This window comes from Eubacterium sp. MSJ-33 (assembly GCF_022174665.1).
Lineage (GTDB): Bacteria > Bacillota > Clostridia > Lachnospirales > Lachnospiraceae > Coprococcus_C.
Genome location: NZ_CP076562.1, coordinates 2,259,769 through 2,281,943, shown reverse-complemented (window position 1 = coordinate 2,281,943; position 22,175 = coordinate 2,259,769). Strand labels below are relative to the sequence as shown.

The window sequence follows — 22,175 nt, the reverse complement described above, 5'->3', positions numbered from 1 at the left end:
CACATATGTACTTTCCCTGCTATTTGTCTTCCGAACTCTTCAAAAATGCTGTTCTACATGTTTTAATAAACCCATTCACTTTCTCGTTGTCTCGACCTCTGGTATATTCTCTCAGTAACGGCTCGATTCTATGTTCAAATATATCCCCCGCATTCTTTCCATCGAACCCTTCAAGATAAGCCGGTCCGATATGATACGCTTTCGTCAACCCAAAACCACTACTTTCGATCTCTCTATTTAGCTCCTTAACGTTTATTGTTAATGCCTTTATATCTTTATCTTTCTCCAGCATATTTCTAAGTGAAGACTCCATAATCGCATCAGCCTCTATCTCAACCCATCGGAACCTTCTTCTTAACGCAAAATCAAAGGACTCAACACTTCGGTCAATATCGTTCATGGTACCTATAAAGTACAAATTTTCGGGGATAAAGAAACCATCCTCAAAAACATCTTCCTCTATTTCCGTTATCACTTTTTTCTTCACTCCATTCTCCACTTCAACCTTCACTTCATAGGTAGGCAGATTCACATATTGCGTATCAAATTTTTGTCCCCTTTTGCTTTCTTCCAATCCAAACATTAACTCGCCAAATACTTTTGATAAATCCGCGCGATTGATCTCATCCGCAATAAAATAATAGTTGTTGTCCGGATCAGCCGCAGCAATTCTACAGAATTTTTTAAATGTTCCATCTAATCTCACAAATGTTGCTTCTTTATCTCCCTCAAGCTTTACAGGTCTTAATCCTTCAACAAAATCCGTATAATCATAAGACGGATGAAACTGTACAAATTTCATTCGTTCTGTATGCTCTCCGCAAAAATCTTCAACTACTTTTCTTACCCCATATGTTTTTCCGGTACCCGGTGCTCCGGTAAAAATCACCTGTTTATATCTCTGTATATTTTCCTTTATAATCTCAATAACCGTTTCTTTTCCGCTATCACTTTTATTTTCCATGATTATCTCCTTAAGTTTTTCCTTTAAATCCTCTATGCGGTCATCCGTATATGCATCTCCTTGCGACCACATTTCTTTTTTTAGTTCTTTGTTCCAAGACTTCTCTTCATTAAATTTACGAAAATAAATACAACGCTTTTCCTTTTTAACCTTAAGCTCAGAATCATCGTAAAGAACTATATAATGTTTCGGTAACAAATCTTCCTTCCCACCCGGTTCACCTGCACGCACCTTTATTATTTCCCTTGCATTAGTTGACAACATTCCGTCCTTATCAATTTTACACTCACAAGCAATGCCATTTAACCCGACTATATTTTCGGTGTCATCCTCATTTTGAAATTTAAATCCAAGATATTGAAGTAATAATTTTCTCTTTTTACAATCTTTCACTGGCCTCTTATCATCTGTTTCATCTACTTTTTTCATTTCATTTCGCAAATTTCGCAGATCCTTTATTTCCTCCATCATGCTACTCCCTTCCTTTGTAATGTCTATTTTCCACCATATTACCATCTCACGAGTATATATAATTCACTGTGTTCATAATATCCATTTCTATTCATTTGCGCAAGTTTTTTAGCCATTATTGACATTTTATTTACAATAGTGATAGTTTAATAATCAATAAATGGACATACTACAGAAAAATGGTGAAAAATATGAATGAGAACATAAAATCTGCCAATCCGCTTGGCACACAAAAAGAATCAAAATTACTTGTCAAATTCGCAATCCCATGCATCATTTCGATGCTGGTAACTGCACTTTATAACATTGTCGACCAGATCTTCATCGGGCAGGGTATCGGAATCAACGGGAATGCAGCAACAAACATTACATTTCCACTCTCGACAACATGCACTGCGATTTCCCTGTTACTCGGAATCGGAAGTGCTACCAATGTCTCCCTGAAGCTTGGCGCAAAAGAGGATGAAGAAGCTGCTGATTATGCAGGATGTGGTATCTGTTTAATGACGATCTTCGGACTTATCTTATTCGCATTTACCTCCATCCTGCTCACACCGATGCTCAAATTCTTCGGTGCAACAGCGGAAGTTCTGCCCTTTGCACAGGAATATACGCGTATCGTTGCGATTGGATTCCCATTTTTGATTGCCAACACCGGTATGAGTAAGCTGATCCTTGCCGACGGAAGTCCTCGTTATTCGATGATTTCCATGCTGATCGGTGCCATTGTAAATACGATCCTTGACCCAATCTTCATCTTTAAATTAGATATGGGAATGCGCGGTGCCGCACTTGCAACGATTCTTGGACAGATCGTATCATTCAGCATCAGCTTACGCTACATGTTCCATTTCAAGACCATCTGGTTGCGCAGACGGTGTTTTAGAATCCACGGAAGTTATTTTGCCAACATTATGCGCTTCGGTGCCAGTGCATGCTTCAACCAGATTGCTATGACAGTCGTACAGATCGTGATGAACAACGTCCTGTCGCATTATGGTGCGTCATCCGTCTACGGAAGTAATATTCCGCTTGCCTGTGCCGGTATTATCACGAAGGTTAACATGATCTTCATGTCCTTTGTCATCGGTATCTCACAAGGCATCCAGCCAGTCATCGGATTTAATTACGGCGCAAAGAAATACAACCGCGTGAAGAAAACATATCTTCTGGCACTTGCTACCGCTACCTTCCTGTCGCTGATTGCGTTTGCATGCTTCCAGCTTTTCCCAAGACAGATCATCCGTGTCTTCGGAGAAGGCAGCGAGCTTTACTATCAGTTCTCGGAACGGTATTTCCGGATTTATATGTTCTTCACCTTAATCAACGGCATCCAGCCTGTAACTGCGAATTTCTTCAATTCCATTGGCAAATCGCTGCTTGGTATCTTCATGTCGCTGACGAGACAGATTCTCTTCTTGCTGCCGCTCATCGTGATCTTCCCGATCTTCATGGGAATCGATGGTATCATGTATGCAGGTCCGATTGCAGATGTCGCAGCCGCTGTGGTCTGTGGTGTGTTTACGATCAAGGAATTACGCGAACTGACGCGGCTGAATGCACGTCAACGTGTATAAATATAACCGCTTTTCTACATTGCAAAACATATATTGGTTTCGTATATTATAAAAGCCGTGCATGGGTATTTCTACAACCTATGCACGGCTTGTTTTTATAAGACAAAGGAACGCTCCTCATGACAAAAGGAACGTCCCTGTTTTCTACTGTTTTCTATTTTGTGATACGGTCGATCTTCTCGCGTTCTTCCTGCGTAAATGTCATATTCGCGAGCATGCCAATGTTATCTAAGATCTGGGATGGTCTTGAAGCACCGATCAGCACACTTGTGATATCGTTATCACGCAGAATCCATGCAAGAGCCATCTCTGCCAATGTCTGACCACGGTTTTCTGCAATCACATTCAGTGCACGAACCTTTGCAATCGTCTCCTCATTGATGGCTGTCTCCTGCAGGAATCTGCCATCGGTACGGATACGGCTGTCCTCCGGAATACCATTTAAGTAACGGTTTGTAAGCAATCCCTGTGCCAATGGACAGAATGTGATGATACCAATGCCGTTTGCGGCTGCGTAATCTTTTAATCCATCCTCTTCCATCTCACGGTCAAACATATTGTACCGTCTCTGGTTGATGATAAATGGTGTTTTCATCTCCTTGAAAAGCTTTGCAATCTCGATTGTCTGCTCCTTGTTGTAGTTGGAGATTCCGACATACAATGCTTTTCCGCTCCGGACAATACCATCGAGTGCGCAGGCAGTCTCTTCGAGCGGGGTATTCGGATCTGGTCTGTGGTGATAGAAGATATCTACATAGTCAAGTTCCATCCGCTTCAGGCTCTGATCGAGACTTGCCACCAGATATTTCTTGCTGCCCCAATCGCCGTAAGGGCCCGGCCACATCGTATATCCAGCCTTCGTAGAGATAATCATCTCGTCCCGGTATGGACGCAGGCTCTTGTCTAAGATCTTGCCGAAGTTTTCCTCAGCAGCTCCATCATATGGGCCATAATTATTCGCCAGATCGAAATGCGTAATACCGTTATCAAAGGCTGTCTCACACATATCCATCATCGTGTCAAAATTTCCGTTCGAACCAAAGTTGTGCCAAAGTCCAAGTGATACGGCAGGAAGCTTCAAGCCACTTGCGCCACAATAATTGTACTTCATATTGTCATATCTTGTTTCTTTTGCAATATACATGTTGTACCCTCCTTATAATCAAAGTCGTTTCTTGCGAAGCAAAAACTGAAGTGTATCTGATATGTCTCAATAAATCCTTATGCTACGCAAATACTCATTTTTCTAAATTGTAACTAAAAATCATAATTAGGAAAATATATTTTCTTTATTTTTTTATTGAAAATTTTACTTTTTCGATTTTTATTTTAAAATATCTTCAACACAAGCAAAATGATGCACAAGGAAACCCTTGTGCATCCATGCCCAATTAATCTATCCTATTATCTACAATTCTCACTTACTCAGTAAAACTAGTTTCTCTTTCTAGTTCATGCCCTGTCGGTTCATCTGCCGTACCATAGTAATAATTTGTATCGTCCCCTGTCTGCGCTTGGCTGGTGAAACTAGTCTCCCGTTCTAACTGCAATGTTCCCTGTACTTCTGCAATATCAACAGGTGTGTCGTTCACATCATTTTGTTTTTCAAACAAACCACCCTTAACAATTTGACCAAGCAAAATACATATAACCAATAAAGCGCCAACCATCCATTTTATTTTTTTCATGCGTTTTACCTTCCTCTCGTTAATACCTGATTTAAATTTGCATAATCTTTAACACATGCAATTAGTCATTTTACTTCTTCAAATATTTCTTCAGATACTGCCCCGTATAACTCTTCTTACACTTGACAATCTCTTCCGGCGTTCCGGTTGCAACAACCGTTCCACCGCCTTCGCCGCCTTCCGGTCCGATATCAATGATATAATCGGCGGTTTTGATGACATCTAAGTTGTGCTCGATAACCACGACCGTATTTCCACCCTCACACAACCGACGCAGGATATCGACCAGACGATGTACATCCGCAAAATGAAGTCCCGTTGTCGGCTCATCTAAGACATAGATGGTTCTGCCTGTGCTGCGGCGGGAAAGCTCTGTCGCAAGCTTGATTCGCTGTGCTTCTCCACCGGATAATGTCGTCGATGGCTGTCCGAGTTTGATATATCCAAGTCCAACCTCCTGCAAGGTCGAAATCTTGCGCAGGACAGATGGCACATGTGCAAAGAACTCACACGCTTCATCGACCGTCATATCAAGTACATCGTAGATGCTCTTGCCCTTGTATTTGACTTCCAATGTCTCCCGGTTGTACCGCTTTCCATGACAGACTTCACATGGTACATATACATCTGCTAAGAAATGCATCTCAATCTTGATGATACCATCCCCACGGCACGCCTCACATCGGCCACCGGCAACGTTGAATGAGAATCGTCCTTTTGTGTAACCCATCGCCTTTGCATCCTTCGTGTTCGCGAACAGATCACGGATCAGATCAAAGACACCCGTATAAGTTGCCGGGTTGGAACGTGGGCTTCTACCAATCGGAGACTGGTCGATGTTGATAATCTTATCCAACTGGCCCAGTCCTGTGATATCGTCATGCTTACCCGGTTTTACCTTCGCCCGGTTCAGAGTTCTCGCCAGATGCTTATATAAGATCTCATTGACAAGCGAACTTTTTCCGGAACCGGATACACCTGTCACACAGGTCATTACGCCAAGTGGGAACTTCACATCAATATTCTTCAAATTGTTCTGTCTGGCACCAAGTACCTCGATATATCCGGTTGGTGTTCTCCGCTCCTCCGGTACCGGAATCTTGATTCTGCCACTTAAGTAGGCGCCCGTAATAGATTCCGGACACTGCATAATCTCCTCTGCAGTTCCCTGTGCCACAACTTCACCACCGTTCGCACCTGCACCCGGTCCGATATCGATAACATGATCCGCTGCAAGCATCGTATCCTCGTCATGTTCCACGACAAGCAGGGTATTCCCCAGGTCTCGCAGGCGTTTCAGTGCTGCGATCAACTTATCATTGTCACGCTGATGCAATCCGATGCTTGGCTCATCCAAAATATATGCCACACCAACCAGACCGGAACCAATCTGTGTTGCCAGACGGATACGTTGTGCTTCTCCACCGGACAGGGTTCCGGTTGCACGAGACAGTGTCAGGTAATCCAGACCGACATTGATCATGAACCCAAGTCTCGCCTGAATCTCCTTTAATACCTGTGCACCGATCATCTTCTGTCGGTCGGTAAGCTCTAACTTCGAGATAAAATCATGCAAGGCTACCACAGAAAGATCTGTGACATCCGCAATATTCTTTCCGCCAATCGTAACTGCCAGAGACTCCGGTTTTAATCGCTTACCGTGGCAGACTTCACACGGTGTCACAGTCATATAGGTCTCATAATCCTGTTTGATTGATTCCGCAGTTGTCTCTCTATACCGACGCTGCAGATTCCGAAGTAATCCTTCGTAGTTTGCATAGAAAGCATCTTTCCCATTATAAGCACTCTTATAGTGTACATAGATTTTCTCGCCCTCGGTTCCGTACAGGATCACACGCTTTGCTTCTTCCGGCAGCTCCTTAAACGGCACATCCAACGAGAATTTGTATTCCTCCGCAAGCGCTTCAAGACATGCATGAGCGTAACTCTTCTTATCACCACTGGACTGCCAGCCCGGTACGGCGATTGCCCCTTCATTCAAAGTCAGACTGTCATCCGGGATAATCAGATCAATATCAAATTCTGTCTTAAATCCAAGTCCGGTACAACAAGGACATGCGCCAAACGGATTGTTGAACGAGAAGCTTCGCGGCTCGATCTCCTCGATGCTGATGCCACAATCCGGGCAGGAAAAACTATCGGAAAATAACATCGTTTCTCCGCCGATCACATCAACCTTCACCAAGCCTTCTGCCAGTTTCAGGACAGTCTCGATAGAATCGGTCAGACGACTCTCGATGCCCTCTTTGACTGCAAGCCGGTCCACAACGATATCGATATTATGTTTCTTGTTCTTATCAAGCTTGATCTCCTCTGACAGATCGTACATACTGTCATCTACAATCACACGCACATAGCCGCTTTTCTTTGCCTGTTGTAACAGCTTGACATGCTCGCCCTTCCGTCCACGCACAACGGGCGCAAGCAACTGGAATTTCGTACCCGCAGGCAGTTCCATAATCTCATCGACCATCTGATCGACCGTCTGTCTAGCAATCTCTTTGCCACACTTCGGGCAATGCGGGATTCCGATACGTGCATACAGCAGACGCAGATAATCGTAGATCTCTGTCACCGTTCCAACCGTAGAACGTGGGTTCCGGTTCGTTGATTTCTGATCGATGGAAATGGACGGAGAAAGACCTTCTATCGAGTCAATATCCGGTTTGTCCGCAAGCCCTAAGAACTGCCGTGCATAGGACGACAAAGACTCCATATATTTTCGCTGCCCTTCCGCATAGATCGTATCAAAAGCAAGAGAGGACTTACCGGAACCGGAAAGTCCTGTCAATACTACAAACTGATCACGCGGAATCTTGATGTCAATATTCTTTAAATTATGCTCTCTTGCACCTTTGATGGTGATATACTTATGTTCACTCATGACGTCTGTTTCCGCTTACTCCTTTGTCTAGCTAAATTTCTTAATCTTATCCATATACTTATCTGTATATTTCTTCACGTTATCTTTCACCATGTCCTCTAAATCTGACATGCTGATCTTCTCCTTCTTGTCAAGGACAAAAAGTGCACACACTGCACCTGCAAGGAATATTGTGATCGTTCCAAGCATGCACATCTTCTTTCTTCTCTTCTTTTTCTTCATCTGCTGTACAAACTTCGCTTCCTCTTCTATGCAGATTGCATCCTCCTCATCTAAGATTTCTGCAACCTCTTCCATTGCAATTCCTTTTCTTCTTGAGATCTCCTCAATCAATTCATCTCTTTCCATCGCAAGCTCCTCCTTATTATTTATTTTAGACTTAGTATAACTAAAACAATTGTAAACTAATCATCATAATCCCGCAAGGCAATCTTTAATTCCTTCAACTCATCACGAAGCACTGCTGCCTCCTCAAAGTTTAGCTCCATCGCCGCCTTGTTCATCTTCTTCGTCAGACGTGCGATCTCGGCATTCAATTCCTTCTTCGTCATAGATTCCGGATCTTTCTCGCGTTCTTTCTTCGTAGTCACACTCTCACCCGTGTCCAGACTGATCAGATCACGGATATCCTTCTTGATACTCTGCGGTGTAATGCCATGTTCCTTGTTATAGGCATCCTGAATCTTCCGTCGTCGGTTCGTCTCATCAATCGCATGCCGCATCGAATCCGTGATTGTATCTGCATACATGATAACATGTCCATCCACATTACGCGCAGCTCGTCCAATCGTCTGCACAAGCGATGTCTCCGAACGTAAAAAGCCTTCCTTATCCGCATCCAGAATCGCAACAAGTGTAATCTCCGGGATATCAAGTCCCTCACGAAGCAGGTTGATTCCGACCAGCACATCAAATACGCCCATTCGAAGATCCCGCACGATCTCCAATCGTTCCAGTGTATCAATATCCGAATGCAGATATTTGACCTTGATATCAAGCTGCTTCATATAATCGGTCAAATCCTCTGCCATACGCTTTGTCAGCGTCGTAACTAATATCTTATTGCCCTTTGCAACCTCTTTGTTGACTTCTGATACGAGGTCATCCACCTGTCCTTCGATCGGCCGTACTTCTACTTCCGGATCTAACAGTCCGGTCGGACGGATGATCTGCTCGACACGATTCTCCTCATGTTCCTTCTCATAATCCGACGGTGTTGCCGATACATATAAGATCTTATCAATCTTTGATTCAAACTCCTGAAAATTCAGCGGACGGTTATCAAGTGCCGACGGCAGACGGAATCCATAATCAACCAACGTCGTCTTTCTGGAACGGTCACCCGCATACATGCCTCGCACCTGTGGCAACGTGATATGCGACTCATCCACGATGATCAGATAATCCCCATCAAAGAAATTGAGCAGTGTGTTCGGTGTGGCACCCGGCTTCATGCCCGCCAGTATCCGGGAATAATTCTCGATACCAGAACAAAAGCCCGTCTCCTGCAGCATCTCCATATCAAACTCCGTCCGCTCACGGATACGCTGTGCTTCTAACAGCTTGTCATTCTCCTTGAAATACGCCACCTGCTGTTTTAATTCTTCTTCAATCTCCACGATCGCATGCTTCATCTTCTCCGGGGCAACAACATAATGCGATGCCGGGAAGATACACGCAAAAGAGAGCGCACGTTTAATCTCTCCGGTCAGCGGATCAAACTCCACGATCCGGTCAATCTCGTCACCGAAAAACTCGATTCGAATACCGTCTTCAAACGTCGATACCGGAAGAATATCCACGATATCGCCCTTCACGCGGAAAGTTCCACGCGTAAAATCCATCTCATTCCGCGTGTACTGAATATCGATCAACTGCCGGATCAGTTCATCCCGATCCTTCTCCATCCCCGGTCGAAGCGAAAGCATCATGTTCTTATATTCTTCCGGATCACCCAAGCCATAGATACACGATACCGAAGACACAACTACGACATCCTTCCGCTCAATCAGTGCAGATGTCGCACTATGCCGCATCTTATCGATCTCGTCGTTGATAGCGGAATCCTTCGCAATATACGTATCTGTCGACGGCACATATGCCTCTGGCTGGTAATAATCGTAATACGATACGAAATATTCCACCGCATTATGCGGAAAGAAAGCCTTAAACTCACTGTAAAGCTGTGCCGCCAAAGTCTTATTGTGCGATATGATAATCGTCGGTTTATTTAATTTGGCGATGACATTTGCCATCGTAAATGTCTTTCCGGAACCTGTGACACCGAGCAGCGTCTGGCATTTCTTTCCCTCCTGAAATCCCTTCACCAGTCCTTCAATCGCCTCCGGCTGATCTCCGGTCGGTGCATATTCCGATACTAATTCAAAATGGTCCATGCTGTTCTCCAGTTTCTAATACATGCTATACAAGTCATTCTATCACATCTCTTTTTATTTGTATAGAACAAATGTTCTTTTTCTGATAAAATGCACATGAAAATCCATATCATCCCCATCGCACCAGCTTCCGCGCTCAATAAAAATAACGGGAATATACTACTCTCCCGTTATTCTCTGCGTTTTCTTCTATTTTATTCCCTACAGTTCATAGTCCATGCACATACGCACGTCTGTATATGGACGCACATAAGTATTTGCAACTTCCACATGTGCCGGATGCTTCTGATAACCTTTCAGCATCTCTTCATTCTCCAGCGTTGTATCAAGCATTACCTCTGCATTCGAAGATGCAAGCGGGTTAATTCTTACATGTACTTCCAGAAGTCCCGGCACTTTTCCGGTCAATCCTTCCAGATGTTCCTTCATGTTCGCAAGAATCTTCGCTTTTTCGTCTGCATCTGTCTCTTTCAATGTCCATAAAATAATATGTTTTACCATAACTGCCTCCCATATTCGTTTGCTTTCTTCTATAGGAATAACACACGACTTTGCGGCTGTCAACTAATTAGTTTTATCATCTAATCCATATGCTCTCCGCATTTCCCGGATTCCATCAATCATCTTGGCAAGATAGTTCATTTCTTCCGCCGAAAAATCTCTTGTCATCGTCTCAATACGAAACCGATTGCCAGTTACCTCATCTTCCGCTAATATAAAATCCGCATTCACATGCAGATATTTGCACATATTATTGAATATCTCACAGGAAAACCCTTTTCTTCCGCTCTCGATCTCATACAGGAACTTCGATGAAATATTAATCTGTTCTGCCATATGCTCTCTGGTAATTCTCTGTCGTTCACGTTCTCTTTGAAATTTTGCTCCTATGCGCTCATAAAAAGCACGATCCTGCATGTTTTACACCTCGTTTTCAATCTGCCTGATTTTTACTCACTTAGAATTTTGGGATTTTTTTCGATTCTGAATCATCATATATACCAAAATTTCTAAAATTAAAATCACGAATACCAGGCATCCGCATGCAAGATATAGTTTTAACGACATCCGCACCATTTTATGCATTTCCCAGCCTTTCCGTGACAATTATTATTTTTATTCTCACATATTGACATCTTGCATAAAACCAGCTATAGTTCCTGTTTTTACATCTATTTGTATGATTGTATACAAAAAAACCGGCTGAATCCATCAACCGGCTTTTGATAACATTTATCTATTCTTTATATAATCAATTCCTATCCGTTCACTTATAATATAGCGCGGACGATGTTTCACCTCCATATAGATTTTACCAATATATTGTCCTATTACGCCAAGACAAACCAATTGTACTCCGCCTATAAAACATACAATACAGGTAGTACTCGCCCAACCTGCAACCGTTCTTCCAAGAAACTGTGCAACAACCGCCCAGACCGCCCCGACAAAACTAAGGATCGATACAATGATCCCAATTGCCATTATCATTGTCAACGGTCGGGTACTAAGGCTTGTAATTCCATCAAATGCAAGCCCCATCATCTTGCGAAACGGATAATGGCTTTCTCCCGCTATCCGTTCATGTCTCTTATAATATACAGATGTGCTTTTAAAACCAACCAAAGGAATCATCCCCCGCAGGAATAAATTCACTTCTTCAAACTTAGAAAACTCCTGTAATACACGCGACGAAATCAATCTATAATCTGCATGATTATAGACAGTTTCCACACCCATAGCACTTAGAACTTTATAAAAACTCTGCGCTGTAAATCGTTTAAAAAAACTGTCTGTAGACCTGTCATTCCGCACACCATACACAACTTCTGCACCATCGTGATATGCATCTATCATGTCTTCCATCGTAGCAATATCATCCTGCCCATCACAATCGATAGATATTGTAATATCTGCCTTATCTTTGACCTCCATCAGCCCCGCCAAAACAGCATTCTGATGCCCTCGATTCCGGCTCTGACAAATTCCCATGTAATGTTTATCGGACTCTGCCAGTCCACATATGATTGACCATGTTTCATCCTTACTGCCATCATTCACAAACAATATACGGCTCGCATCACTGATCTTTCCTTTTGAAATCAATATCTGAAGTTCCTGTAAAAACATTTCTGATGTAACAGGAAGAACTTTCTCTTCGTTATAACATGGAATTATAATATATAATATCGTTTGGTTGTCTTTCATTTTTATCCCCTAATAATCTGATAATTTCACAAGAATCAGATTTTTCTCTGCGTCATATTTCACATATCCATCCGCTGGATACATCGGCATATCTTTTCCTTTTTCAATTGCATAGGCAACATTTTCCGAGCTTATTCCATGATAATCAATGCCGGTATATGCTCGCAAATACATCTGTGTCCGTATCATGCTTCCCGTCGGAGAAGAATAATCCCAACGGAAATTAGAGATTCCAAACATTTCTATTCCACTCATGCAGGCTGGGTTAAGATTCACCTGTTTATTTCCCAAAATTGCCACCTGCACTTCCGGACTTTCACCAAATCCCAATCCTGATATATGATCATAAATATTCTCAGCAACAATTTTATTCTGCTCATTGCATATATCATCTGTATACCATAAACGTAAGTTTACGGATGCCTGCTGAAATGCACAAATACAAATCGCCACCATAAGCACGCTCTTTGCAATTGTATTTACAACCGGTCGACCTATAAACGCACAAATATTTCTATATAGATACATACCGGTAAATGCAATATACAATGCTAATGCAAACTTAGTACGGTATGGCATATCGCCACCCACATACACAATCAACGCAAATGGTGACCATACAAGCCCCGCCTGCAAAAACATATACAAAATCTTTGCAGATATTTTACCTGGTTTTATCCACACAAAAATAATATCCACCAGAATTAGAGCAAAAAGAGGCAATAGCAATCCCTTTAGTTTCAAGATATCATTAAAATATGTTGCTTTTACTACTCGCAATATATTCTTTACAACATCAAAAAATGGGTTTTGCCCCCACGAAATCTGTGATGTAAGATATGTGCTTCCACTGAAAAATTTTTTTGATATCAAAGAATAAAATCCATATCCAATCACAAAATGCACTAGTAAAAAAACAATCTGCAGAAGATTTCGTTTCAAACTTGTTTGTTCTTTGTCAATCTGTGCTCTGTAATATGTCACATACATACCGACTCCCGCCACAAGATAGAACACCAGAATTGCCTGATAACTGGCAAATGCCCATACCAACAAAGGCAAAGATAAAACAAACTCAGCAACAATCACGCCTTTATGCCTGCATTGTGTAAGACCATCATACAACACATGCAGTGCAACAATCGCACACAAAAGACCAATTGTCAATTCTACCTGCAACATTGCAAAATAAATGGAAAAACACCAGATTGCGCTGACTGAATAAAGTAATCCAAACAATAATACAGGATAATCATGTTCAATCCGCCAGAATAAAAACATCAGCAAAAATATTCCCAATGAAAACAACAACAGGAACAACGCTCCATTAAAATAAGGATTATGCCACATTCCACCGGTAAATTTCTTCGAATAATATCCACCAAAACGTCCAATTTGAAGCCATCCGTCCATATTGGAGGTTCCTCTTAAGATCAATTCCTCCGTATCAATATCTATATTTGTAGAAAATGCGTGTTTTCCATAACACATAACAACCGCTAAAAATGTAATCAACATCGACCAGCATTTTTCTCGCATGAACACACTAATCTCTTTGGTAAATTGTTTCATTTTTCTCCCCTTTACTGTGCCTCTGTATATTTCAACACAACTGCCGAAATCGGTCCCACCATGATTTTCAGCTTGTTATTCGCAACAACATATTCTGTCTCATCCAACTGGTAGCCACTCTCCGTTGTCGTGATACAGGTTTTCATCACAGCAGCATCCTGCACACCAAGTCTGCGCACATGCAGATTCAGCTCATGCGGCTCATAATCGTTGTTCAGTATCACAACCACTGCCTCGCCCGGCAGAAATCGACCATAACTGACTACCTTATATTCGCCATGCAGAAACATCACAGAACCCTTCATCAGTGCTTCGCTTTCCTTATGCACCTTTATAATATCTCTATGAAACTGAATCAACTCCTGATCCTCTCTGCCCCACGGATATCCACGTCTGTTATCCGGGTCTGTCCAACCACAAAGTCCGGCTTCATCGCCATAATATATCGTCGGCGCGCCTGGCCATGTCATCTGAAACACAACTGCTTCCCGAAATACACCTTTGTTGATATTCTCTCCTGCTGCCTCCGGTCCCATCGTATGGATTCGCCCAACACGACGGTTCGTACGAGTCAGAAATCGCGAATGATCATGGTTTGACAGCTCGTTCATCGCGATTTCCAGAGAATTCTGATTGAACCGCGACATATGGTGGCGCAAAGCACCTGTAAATGCATCCGGATTCCCAAGCAGATCACCCCGGAATTCATCACTGTGTTTCTCGACACCTGTCAAAAACCATGTGATTGGCTCCATAAATGCATCGTAATTCATAACAGTATCCCACTGATCCCCCAAAAGCCACGCCTTTGGATCTCCATAATGCTCTGCAAGAATCAATGCATCCGGGTTTGCTTTCTTGACTCTTGATCGAAAATCACGCCAGAAACGATGATTAAACTCTTCCGTGTATCCAAGATCTGCAGCGACATCCAAACGCCACCCATCCACGTTGTACGGCGGAGAAACCCATTTTTCACCGATACGCATAATATATTCATATAATTTCTCTGATTCTTCGTAGTTTAATTTTGGAAGGGTATCGTGTCCCCACCATCCATTGTATGTGCCATTATATGGCCACTGCCATGGATCCTGGAACTTGAAGAAGCTGCGGTATGGGCTTTCATAATCTACATATGCCCCCTTCTCGTATCCTTCCTGATTCTCGTAAATACATTCACGGTCTAACCACTTATTGAACGAGCCACAATGATTAAATACACCATCCAAAATGACACGCATACCCCGTTTATGAATCTCCTCCACAAGCTGCGCAAATAACTCGTTGCTTGCTTCCAGGTTTGCCTTATCCGTCACACGCATAATATACTTGCTTGCTTCCTTGTTGACCTTACAGCCTTCCGGCAAACACTCTCCGCCATCCTTGACGATCTTACCAAAATGCGGATCTACATAATCGTAATCCTGAATATCATATTTATGATTGGATGGAGAAACAAAAATCGGATTCAGATAGATGACATCCACGCCAAGTCCCTGCAGATAATCAAGCTTATCCTTAACGCCCTGCAGGTCGCCACCATAAAAACTACGGACATCCATGTTATCCGGGTACTTAAACCAGTCCCTGACTTTACGTGTGCCTTCCCCGATATAACAGTATTCGTTATCCTCGACATCATTAGACGGATCTCCATTGTAGAAACGATCCACAAAAATCTGATAGAATACGGCGCCCCTTGCCCATTTGGGAACGGAAAATCCCGGTGCGATCTGAAAATTATAATCCGGATTCAGATCCTTCTGTGTTCCAAGCTTGTTATAATAACAAGTAACATTACCCGCAAGCACCATATAATAATAATCAATATCTGCTGTTACCTCTGATATTGTATATGCATAGTAATCAAACAAGTCATCACTGCGTTCCACCTGCATCTTACAACGCTCCCCATTGTAAACCAGGTACACCGCATCTACATTATTTCTTCCAGTCCGAAACCGAAGCACCACCGAATCTCCAATCGAAAGCTCTGCCGGATGACGATAGCTATCTGTTCCATCCGCAAACAATGCGCCGAAATTCAATGCAGTCTTCGTATTATATACATACTGTAATACTTTGAGAGCTTGTCTCTGATTCTCCACCATCAAGAGTATCCTCCCTAATTCTTTTTGACCATTATCTATTATTTTAATACAGGACAGGAATTTACACAATAAAAAAATAAAAAATGAAAGGGAAAAGGACAGCCAACGATCGGCTGTCCTTTTCGGAGAAGGTATTTTGTTACTTTGGGGTGTAGCAAAAAACTATATAATGTATTGGGGGGTTACAAGTATTATTATACATAGAAACCCTAAAAAGTCTGCCCAAACATTTATTTTTTTCAGATTTTTTTTTGTGCAAATTCTCTTGAAACAAGTCGTCAAAAATCGTTTTTTGTCGTCTTTTTGTGCATTGTGCACAATTTCGGAGTTTTCTTCACTACAATTTTCACAATCGGTTACTGATTCAATCCTGTTGTATCCAACCCGTCCGGATAAGTTTCTGTTGGACTTTCCTCAAAAAGTGCTTCAAATTCTGCACGATTGATTCGTTCTTTTTCCAACAAAGCTGCCGCACACCGATGCAATACATCCATATGACTCACAATAATCTGTTTTGCCTCAAGGTAACATTCATCCATGATTCGGCGCACTTCCTTATCAATCATCGCAGCAACCTTCTCACTATAATTTCTTGCATGTCCAAGATCTCTGCCAAGGAATACTTCTTCCTCACTGTTGACTTCATAGTTAATTAAACCAACCTTCTCAGACATACCGTACTTGACTACCATCGCCTGTGCGGTCTGGGTTGCCTGCTTGATATCTGCTGAAGCGCCCGTTGTAATATCACCAAAAATGAGTTCCTCAGCAATTCGACCACCGAAGCTGACCATGATATCCTGCAGCATATGCTTCTTCGTCATAAAAACATTATCATTCTCCGGAAGGGGCATCGTATATCCGCCAGCGCCCCGACCATTCGGAATAATCGATACAAGATGCACAGGACCAACCTCACTCAACAAATGGAACAAAATCGCATGACCACTCTCATGGTAAGCTGTAATACGACGTTCTTTCTCCGGAACCAGGCGGCTCTTCTTCTCGCCTCCAATTCCAATCTTGACAAAGCTCTTGTCTACATCTTCTTTCTTAATAAACTGACGATTCTGTTTTGCTGCACAGATTGCTGCCTCATTCATCAGGTTCTCCAGATCCGCGCCCGCAAATCCGGCTGTTGTTCTGGCAATCTCATGCAGATCGATGTCATCTGACAAAGGTTTATTTCTGACATGGACACGCAGAATCTCCTCACGCCCTTTAACATCCGGTCTTCCAACCATAACCTTACGGTCAAAACGTCCCGGTCGCAAGATTGCCGGATCAAGAATATCCACACGGTTTGTTGCTGCCAGCACGATGATACCTTCATTCGTACCAAAGCCATCCATCTCAACAAGCATCTGGTTCAATGTCTGCTCACGCTCATCATGTCCGCCACCGAGACCAGAGCCTCGTTTTCTGGCAACCGCATCAATCTCATCAATAAATATAATACAAGGTGCATTTTTCTTCGCATCCTCAAACAGATCACGCACACGGCTTGCACCGACACCGACGAACATCTCAACAAAGTCAGAACCAGAAATTGTAAAGAATGGTACTCCTGCTTCACCGGCTACCGCCTTGGCAAGAAGTGTTTTACCTGTTCCCGGAGGACCCTCTAACAAAACACCCTTCGGAATACGGGCTCCCAGTGTGTTATATTTCTTCGGATTACGCAGGAAATCTACGATCTCTGCCATATCCTCTTTTTCTTCTTCCAGACCGGCTACATCTTTAAAAGTATATTTCTGGTCATTCTCGTTCGACATATGTGCCCGGCTCTTACCAAAATTCATCATTTTGCCGCCACCGGCACCTCCGCCGCCACCGGCACCAGACATATTTGCCATAAAAATCATAACAACGACAAGCAATACTACAATAAGCACAACTGTCGGCAGCCATGTCCAGACGTTGCTCTGACCGCTGATATCATGCAGTTCCATTCGGATGTTTCCGTCTCCCTTGTTCTGAACAATCCGCTGCACCTGATTGACATCCGATACATTAAATTCCTTTTCCTCATTCGTCTGTCGATATGTGATATATACCGTTCCTGTTGGTATCTCCTTATTCTGATAAATCTCTACAGAACCTATCAGTCCCTCAGATACCTCTGCCTGAAAATCAACGATTGTGTAACCATCGTCTGCCTTTGAATTCTTGTTCACGTACCAAATAACGCCACAGAACATTGCAAAGAACAAAATCAGGTAGATTCCGAGTCCTTTCTTTAATCCTTTCATGCCATGCTCCCTTCTGGATAAATTTATGTATTACTCCGAAATCACACCAATATATGGAAGATTTCTATATTTCTGTGCACAATCAAGACCATAACCCACAACAAAACGATCCGGAATGACAAATCCGGTGATATCCGGCTCTAATTCTACAACACGACGATCTGGTTTATCCAACAGTGTCACTACCTTAAAGCTTGCCGGCTTGCGTTCCTTCAATATATTGACCAGATAAGAAAGCGTACGGCCGGAATCCATGATATCCTCAATTAGTACCACATCTCTTCCCTCGATGCTCTCGTCCAGGTCTTTAATCATCTTTACAACACCTGAAGATTTTGTATCATTGCCATAGCTGGAAACAGACATGAAATCCATTGTTACCGGTACAGACAGACGTTTCGCAAGCTCACACATAAAAAAAACGCTTCCCTTCAGTACTCCGATAATATGAATTGTCTTTCCTGCATATTCCATACTCAACTGCTCTGCAATCTCCGCAATTCTTGCCTCCACTGCCTCCGCATCAATCATAACATCAATCTTTTGTTCCATCTTGTTCTCCTTTACTTTCATACTGTATTTTTATGATTCTGTTTGTGTTCTCATCTACATGATATGCAGGACTAAACCGAAGTCCAACCACCCACAGGATTTCCTTCCCGCATGCTACAACCGGCCAATCCCCGCGTTTTGCGCGGTCAACCTTCGCATCAATAAAAACACGGGACAATTTCTTCGTATTACCATTCACATCAATCACAATAAAATCTCCATCTTCCGGTGTACGGACACACAGAGTACCTTTTATTTTACCATAATCTACAAACTTAGTATAGTTTTTTTTCGGAATTGGATCTCCAAATACAAAATCTTTAATTTCAACGGATAGCTTTCCCTTTTGCGGGATTTCATAATCACCTGAATGATTAAGTTCAAAACAATAATCCACGATTTCCGGTGCTTTGTCGGTTATAATAAGTTCTCCATAATTCCGCCTTGCTGAAATTCCATACGGCAACTGTACTGAATTTCCGGTATCTTGGTAAATAAGTGCCACTACTGCCTGTATATGCTTCCGTGTAATGTCTTTCTTTTTCTGCGCTACCTGTCCAATTGCTTCCCATATGATATGTTCCTGCAGTACAGGTCCCGACTTATACAATTCAGATATAGAAAGTGTCACCGTCTTTCCGAACGTATCTTCCATTCCGATTGATTCATATTGATTCATCGCCTGTGTATGAATATATTCATAGCTCAGTGCTGCATCGCTCGCAAGCATACAGATATGCTCCACTGCACGGTCATTTAATTCCCGCATAACCGGAAGGATGCTATGGCGGATTTTATTTCTGGCATAGTCCAGTTCTGCATTTGTTGAATCCTGACAAAACGTCTGTCCAATTTCTTCCAGATATGCTTCGATTTCTTTTCTTGACACTCCAAGCAGAGGACGAATGATATCCCCCCGGCTTGCCGCAATTCCTGCCAATCCCTTCAGGCCGCTGCCTCGAACCATATGAAAAAGCACTGTCTCTGCCACATCATCCTGGTTATGCGCAACCGCAATCTTATCAAAACGCAACTGAAGCAGAAGCTCTTGCATACACTGATACCGGTATTCCCGTCCGGCTTCTTCCACCGTCATACCCAGATTTTGGGCATACGCCGGAATATTCTTTCGATACTCTTTGTAAATGAATCCAAACTTCTCACATAAGTTCTTCGTAAACGCGGCATCCCGGTCTGCTTCCTTTCCACGGATGCCATGATGCACATGTACTACCACAATCCCCTGCTCCAAGATCTGCAGTACAGGTGCCAGCCGTTTCAGCACACAAAGCAGGCACACCGAATCTGCACCGCCGGACACGCCAATCACCAGACGATCTCCAACCTGTATCAAAGAATGCTCCTGTATATAATTATAAACCCTCTGTTCAAATAAATTCATCGCAGCTCCTAAATCTGATTTTGCCTTTTTATATTAGCACAAACGCAGTTTGAAGTATAGGCATTCACAGATTTTTCATCACCTTACACACGACGATTGTCGCATCATCTTTAAGTCTTTTTCCACAGACACTCCGAATCTCTCGAACGATTGTGTCCACAATTTCCTCCGGTTCGCCATCATCGAATTCAGATAACAGAGTGTTCATGTAGTCATCTTTATTTTCAAACAGAATACTGTCCAGTACGCCATCACTCACCATGACAATGTAGTCTCCGGCATAATACTTCTTACTGCTGCATTCACAGCCAGCATCCTCAACGATTCCAATCGGAAGTGATGTTGATTTGATACACTCCATCCATTCGCCCCGCCGGATATAGGTTGTCGCTGCTCCGTATTTGACAAGATGTCCGACACCCGTATACAGATCAAGCAGCAACATATCCAGAGTCGTAAAATGTTCTCCCTTATTTTTTTCGGCAAGATAGGCATTGACCAGCCGCACTGCCATCTCCTGTTCAAACCCGGTTGCAACCAGTTCTTCAACCGCAGCTAAAAGTTCCTCGCTGTCTTTTGCCGCCTGCATGCCGTTTCCCATGCCATCCGCGATCATTAAAAGTGCCTGCCCGTTCTTCAGAGTACCAATATAGAAATTATCCCCGGAGATGACGTCCTCCTGGCAGGAAAGCCGTCTGGCTGCCGTCTGCAGACGAAATGCCGGCTTTTGGTTCAGGATCACAAGATCATAGTTTCTGCCAACCATCTGCCGGCTGTCTTCCCCGATTTCAAAAGGAATCCCCGTCTCTCTGCTTGCAATCTTACGCACCGCTTCTGCACCGATCAGCCTGCCACGTCCCACGCGCGCATCCGCATAAAGCTGGTATCTGCCGTTTTGTGCTTTTAACAAGGTAAGTGATTTAACGTGTACGCCCATTCGTCCAAGTTCGGACACAATCGCTGTCTCTGCATCCTTACGCATAGCAACCGGACTATCCAACTGCTTTGTAAATGTTTCCAGCATCGTGCCGATCTGCGCAAATCCAATCCGCTGTCCTTCGGTTCCTGCAAATGTATAATCAATTCTCTTTAATGCATCTGAGAACTCCCGTACGCGGGCGAGTGTGAGTTTTCCCCACTCTCCCCCGGAAAGCGATGTTGTATCTCCCTGTTGCCGTATCTGCACGAATAATCGTCCCGGCAAAAACAATAGAACAAACTCTGTTGCAACGAGCGCCTTAATCCCGGACTCTGAAAGCATCTCAGGAAACACAAAATATCCAAGTGCGCATGCACAAATCCCAAAGACGACAAGGCTTCCATATCGTCCCATATGAAAAAATTCCGTCAATCCATTTACAAGGACAGTGAGGAACACCCACGCCACAAGTACCTGCATATCGGATGTACGCAAAGCATAGATGGCTCCGGTAATCGCCGCCCACGACACACCTGCGGAAAACCCAAAACGATATGACACATAAAAAATAGTAAACAGACATACACTCGCGAGCACCTCAACGGTTCCTGCAATCTGAATCGGAATTCCTGCAAGAACTGTCGTTGCAAGAATCAATACGGCAAACATTGTCTGCGTGTCAGACAAAAAATACAGCCTGTCCTCCGCAATATTCCGATACACGAAGCAATATGCAAGCATAAAAGAGAAAACCAGCACTCCCTCTGCACATGCCATAGGAATCCCGAGTGCATCCGGCAGCATATAAGACGCTCCAATCTGAAGAACCATCGTTATAAGTCCGACCAGCACCGAAAGCAAAAAAGAACGTGGATACAGAAGCTGCAGTTTTCTGCTCCTCACAACCACCGCCGCAACCATCCAGATTACCGGATAAATCCACGTTCCCTGTTTTACAAAACCATCCTGTTCCAAAAATGCGCCAAATAAGCCAAACAACATCAACCACGGGTTTCTCCCACAGGCACTCCCCGCACCGATAATTGCAGTTCCAAACGGTGCAGTTCCAAACAGGTTGCAGCGTCCCACACAATATGCAGTCAGAAAATCGGCGATACCGGAAAAAATCTTTTCCATCTTCATTCTCTCAATCCC

The 22,175-nt window shown here is 43.2% G+C and carries 16 protein-coding genes; 1 reads left to right on the top strand and 15 read right to left on the bottom strand.

Annotated features, from left to right (window positions below; all coding sequences use genetic code 11):
• Nucleotides 1-19: 19 nt before the first annotated feature.
• Nucleotides 20-1,435: an McrB family protein gene (locus KP625_RS10670; RefSeq protein ID WP_238297786.1), complete on the bottom strand. Its 1,416-nt coding sequence runs from the start codon at nt 1,433-1,435 to the stop codon at nt 20-22.
• A gap of 191 nt (nt 1,436-1,626) precedes the next feature.
• Between KP625_RS10670 and KP625_RS10665 the strand changes: the two genes are divergently transcribed.
• Nucleotides 1,627-3,012 carry an MATE family efflux transporter gene (locus KP625_RS10665; RefSeq protein WP_238297785.1) on the top strand — a complete coding sequence of 462 codons (1,386 nt, stop codon included), beginning with the start codon at nt 1,627-1,629 and terminating at the stop codon, nt 3,010-3,012.
• Nucleotides 3,013-3,166: 154 nt separating this feature from the next.
• Here KP625_RS10665 and KP625_RS10660 read toward each other — a convergent pair whose 3' ends face one another.
• The 14 genes from KP625_RS10660 to KP625_RS10595 form a co-directional block, all read right to left on the bottom strand.
• Nucleotides 3,167-4,156: an aldo/keto reductase gene (locus KP625_RS10660; RefSeq protein WP_238297784.1), complete on the bottom strand. Its 990-nt coding sequence runs from the start codon at nt 4,154-4,156 to the stop codon at nt 3,167-3,169.
• A 277-nt stretch (nt 4,157-4,433) separates the two neighbouring features.
• On the bottom strand, nt 4,434-4,700 hold the full coding sequence (locus tag KP625_RS10655; protein ID WP_238297783.1) for a hypothetical protein: 267 nt from the start codon (nt 4,698-4,700) through the stop codon (nt 4,434-4,436).
• Nucleotides 4,701-4,770: 70 nt separating this feature from the next.
• On the bottom strand, nt 4,771-7,605 hold the full coding sequence (uvrA, locus tag KP625_RS10650) for an excinuclease ABC subunit UvrA (RefSeq protein WP_238297782.1): 2,835 nt from the start codon (nt 7,603-7,605) through the stop codon (nt 4,771-4,773).
• A gap of 27 nt (nt 7,606-7,632) precedes the next feature.
• Entirely contained in the window at nt 7,633-7,953 is a 321-nt protein-coding gene (locus KP625_RS10645; protein ID WP_177971375.1) for a hypothetical protein, read from the bottom strand.
• A gap of 56 nt (nt 7,954-8,009) precedes the next feature.
• Nucleotides 8,010-10,001, bottom strand: coding sequence for an excinuclease ABC subunit UvrB (uvrB, locus tag KP625_RS10640; protein ID WP_238297781.1), 1,992 nt, complete (start codon nt 9,999-10,001; stop codon nt 8,010-8,012).
• 201 nt (nt 10,002-10,202) lie between these two features.
• Nucleotides 10,203-10,502 carry a Dabb family protein gene (locus tag KP625_RS10635; RefSeq protein ID WP_177971370.1) on the bottom strand — a complete coding sequence of 100 codons (300 nt, stop codon included), beginning with the start codon at nt 10,500-10,502 and terminating at the stop codon, nt 10,203-10,205.
• Between the two features lie 63 nt (nt 10,503-10,565).
• On the bottom strand, nt 10,566-10,919 hold the full coding sequence (locus tag KP625_RS10630; RefSeq protein WP_177971368.1) for a helix-turn-helix domain-containing protein: 354 nt from the start codon (nt 10,917-10,919) through the stop codon (nt 10,566-10,568).
• Nucleotides 10,920-11,234: 315 nt separating this feature from the next.
• A complete protein-coding gene (locus tag KP625_RS10625) occupies nt 11,235-12,209 on the bottom strand; it encodes a glycosyltransferase family 2 protein (protein ID WP_238297778.1) in 975 nt (324 codons plus the stop codon).
• A 9-nt stretch (nt 12,210-12,218) separates the two neighbouring features.
• Nucleotides 12,219-13,781, bottom strand: a complete 1,563-nt coding sequence (locus KP625_RS10620) for a glucosyltransferase domain-containing protein (RefSeq protein WP_238297776.1) — start codon at nt 13,779-13,781, stop codon at nt 12,219-12,221.
• A gap of 11 nt (nt 13,782-13,792) precedes the next feature.
• Nucleotides 13,793-15,895: a glycoside hydrolase family 13 protein gene (locus KP625_RS10615; protein ID WP_238297775.1), complete on the bottom strand. Its 2,103-nt coding sequence runs from the start codon at nt 15,893-15,895 to the stop codon at nt 13,793-13,795.
• 356 nt (nt 15,896-16,251) lie between these two features.
• A complete protein-coding gene (ftsH, locus tag KP625_RS10610) occupies nt 16,252-18,147 on the bottom strand; it encodes an ATP-dependent zinc metalloprotease FtsH (protein WP_238297773.1) in 1,896 nt (631 codons plus the stop codon).
• 30 nt (nt 18,148-18,177) lie between these two features.
• Nucleotides 18,178-18,699, bottom strand: coding sequence for a hypoxanthine phosphoribosyltransferase (gene hpt / locus KP625_RS10605; RefSeq protein ID WP_177969610.1), 522 nt, complete (start codon nt 18,697-18,699; stop codon nt 18,178-18,180).
• Entirely contained in the window at nt 18,683-20,101 is a 1,419-nt protein-coding gene (tilS, locus tag KP625_RS10600; RefSeq protein ID WP_238297771.1) for a tRNA lysidine(34) synthetase TilS, read from the bottom strand. The genes hpt and tilS overlap by 17 nt, the downstream gene beginning before the upstream one ends.
• A 64-nt stretch (nt 20,102-20,165) precedes the next feature.
• The gene (locus KP625_RS10595; RefSeq protein ID WP_238297769.1) at nt 20,166-22,163 is read right to left on the bottom strand and encodes a SpoIIE family protein phosphatase; all 1,998 of its coding nucleotides are present in this window, start codon (nt 22,161-22,163) and stop codon (nt 20,166-20,168) included.
• Between the last annotated feature and the right edge of the window lie 12 nt (nt 22,164-22,175).